This is a genomic window from Gilliamella sp. X-57, from assembly GCF_057063565.1.
This window is the reverse complement of record NZ_JBXSQI010000047.1, coordinates 1-2,878: the sequence shown is the minus strand read 5'-3', so window position 1 is coordinate 2,878 and position 2,878 is coordinate 1. Positions and strand designations below refer to the sequence as shown.

Genomic DNA, 2,878 nt, shown 5'->3' with positions numbered 1-2,878 from the left:
CTGGTGGGGTGACTTTGTCGAGCAAGCAAGCCAAGGAAATGTCTCACTATCAGGTAACCGCAATTTAAAGCTAGTTAATCATTAACCATATCGCGCTATTCATACCGTGCCCCATATTTGGGTTACACACTTCAATTATCCATAATAACCACTCCTCATATCTGAGGGGTGCTTTTTTAAATGTCATCCTTTACTTATACCGATTATTAGGCTGTTTTTTATTCTTACCTCCCCATAATCTTAAACTTTTAATATAAAGTGTTCACTACTATTCACTAACCTAATATTAATTTATATATATCATATATTATATACTTATTATATATATTTTTTAGTATTCACTAGTATTCACTACTGTTCACTACTATACACATTATTAAAATAATCTTGATCCTGTAATTAACCAATTGAAATATAAATATATTTATATAGCGTTATTTTCTTATTAAAATAAAATAATTATTAATCATAATGTTAAGTTAGGATGATTTTAAGGTTGATCCAGGGCTATTATTAGAAGAAAAGAATAAAAGCTCTATGGTGATTTCTACCATGCAGGGAGATTACGGAAAAGGTAACATTAAAAAACTAAAAAAATCGGGTTAGCGTTAAAATGAATGAGGGTGGGCGGTTTAGAACGTATAGGGTCGTAGGAATTTACTCCCCCCTCCTCTTGGTTGGCTTAGTGAGTTTTCCGACACGCTAGAAGCAATATAATTACTTTGATTGCATGGGGTGTTTTTACAAATAATACTTTTTATTAATATAAATACATCTAGACTGGTTAAAATTATAATTTTGTCAGTCAATAAAAAAGAGAATGGTACAATACACTTTGATGATTTAGAGACACGTTAGGAAAGGATGAAACAAACAGAAAAGAAAAAGATAAATCGCTATTTTCATGATATACCAAACATAAGATTAATTGTATCGATTGAGCAATCAATAGTTAATGAAATAGACGATCTTATTAAACATGATAGAAGTCATCCAGCCAGTAAAAACCGTTCGGAGTTTGTAAGATTGTTGATAATGGATAATCTGGATAGGAGTAAAAGAAAATGAACACAAAAGAGAAAGATAATATTATTGTAAGTATCATTATAACCGTTTTATTGTTTTCAGCTATTTTAGGTGGGATTTGGTTATATAGTCCTGATGCGTTTAAGCATGTAAAAGAAATGAGATTCAATGATTGGGGGGATTTTTTAGGTGGTACTTTTGGTACTGTAGCTTTGTTTTAGCTCATATTGGGCTATATACTTCAAAAACAAGAATTACAGCAAAACACTAAAGCTTTAGAGCTTCAAGCTGAAGAATTAAAAAATACTGTTGAAGAATATAAGCATATGGTTGAAGTAAATAAACAGCAGTTTTTATTGTATAAAAAAGAGCTAGATATTTTAAATTCACCTAATCTAATAACTGATTTGACTTACTCTTATCATTATGACAAAGAACATATGTTAAGTTTAGTTGAGTTACATATTGATATCAAAAATGTTGGGGGAGAGGCTCAGAATATTAAAATCAAGATAGATAATGTACACGAAGAATGTGAAATCGGTAATTTAAAACGAGGAGAGAATATATTACGCTCCACTTATGTTGAATTTGGAAAATTATATTTAAGCAATGAATTATTTATATCACGAGCTTTAATTGAATATAGTTATTTGATGGATAATCGAATTGAAAATATAAAAATAATGGAAGATATAAAACTAGATAATTCAGTTTTAGAACACTTAAAAGCTCTTAATGGTATAGTATAAAGCTAATTTCATATATAAAAATTTACAATATATAGTAATAAATTATCAAAATTTACTACTATATGTAGTAAATTCGAATATTAATTGATTAAAAAACAAGCAAACGAATCAATGAGTGAAAAATATTTTTTAAGAGCATTTTTTCACTGGCTAATTCATTACAAAATTAAGGCGATTATACAAATCCGATCTTAAACTGAATTACTTGAAATTTAATTTATTTAAAAATCATAAAGTTACAAATAATGTTTATTAAAATCAGATCGTAAATCAAATGACAGCATTTTTACGGCGTTACTAAAGTTAAGTAATACATAGCAACCAAAATTGTATTTAAAGGGCTTAGAGCGCTCATTTTGCGCCTTATTTTTGATATTTATTATTTACTGTGCTTTATTTTTCAAAATACTTTGATAAAATACTAGTTAAATTGATTACCTAGTTATTTATACAGGTAGTTAATTGAAAAGCTATTAATGAGGAGTATCTAAGTTAATAGTTTTAAGGGGATATGGTTTCTAAGTTTGGCGACCGCGAACCACCCCCCTAGCACGAAGAAATTAAACATGATACAGATAGAAATGTAACAAATTGCTTAACAACTTCAGTTATATATTGTCTTATCTACCAAAAGTAGTCAATGCCAATATTAACTAACTGTTCGTTTATTAATCAATCTCTGTTAGCTCCTTTCATCCTCTATCATTGTTTAATTCTTTTTAATTAGTAATTTAAAAAGAGATTTTTACATGGAAAAAATTTTAAATAACAAAGATAGTCTTATCCCGTTAAAAGATTTTATTGCCTTAATTGGTTATAAAAGCACATCCTCATATTATCAAATGCTCAAAAACGACAAAACCGCACCTAAACCAATAAAATTATTTGGTCGAAAAGTTTTTTTATCTAGTCAAGAAGTTAATAGCTGGATCGAATCAAAAAAAGCGGCAAGGGGGTAATTTATGCAAATTGGAAACCCTCTATATCGCGAAATAATCGAGGGCTTGCATTGGAATCTTGACGCTTCCAATCATAGCCAATCTGATTATAAAAAGCTACCCAAAAAGCCGAGAGCTTACCTATTAATTGCGTGTACTGGT

3 protein-coding genes are annotated in these 2,878 nt (G+C 29.0%); all 3 read left to right on the top strand.

Features of this window, described 5'->3' with window-relative positions; genetic code table 11:
• The first annotated feature begins 1,064 nt into the window (after positions 1–1,064).
• The 3 genes from ACYIAL_RS12605 (at position 1,065) to ACYIAL_RS12595 (ending at position 2,737) form a co-directional block, all read left to right on the top strand.
• A complete protein-coding gene (locus ACYIAL_RS12605; protein ID WP_483751882.1) occupies positions 1,065–1,247 on the top strand; it encodes a hypothetical protein in 183 nt (60 codons plus the stop codon).
• Positions 1,248–1,253: 6 nt separating this feature from the next.
• Positions 1,254–1,778, top strand: a complete 525-nt coding sequence (locus ACYIAL_RS12600; protein WP_483751881.1) for a hypothetical protein — start codon at positions 1,254–1,256, stop codon at positions 1,776–1,778.
• A gap of 749 nt (positions 1,779–2,527) precedes the next feature.
• Positions 2,528–2,737 carry a helix-turn-helix transcriptional regulator gene (locus ACYIAL_RS12595; RefSeq protein WP_334319877.1) on the top strand — a complete coding sequence of 70 codons (210 nt, stop codon included), beginning with the start codon at positions 2,528–2,530 and terminating at the stop codon, positions 2,735–2,737.
• The last annotated feature ends 141 nt before the right edge of the window (positions 2,738–2,878 follow it).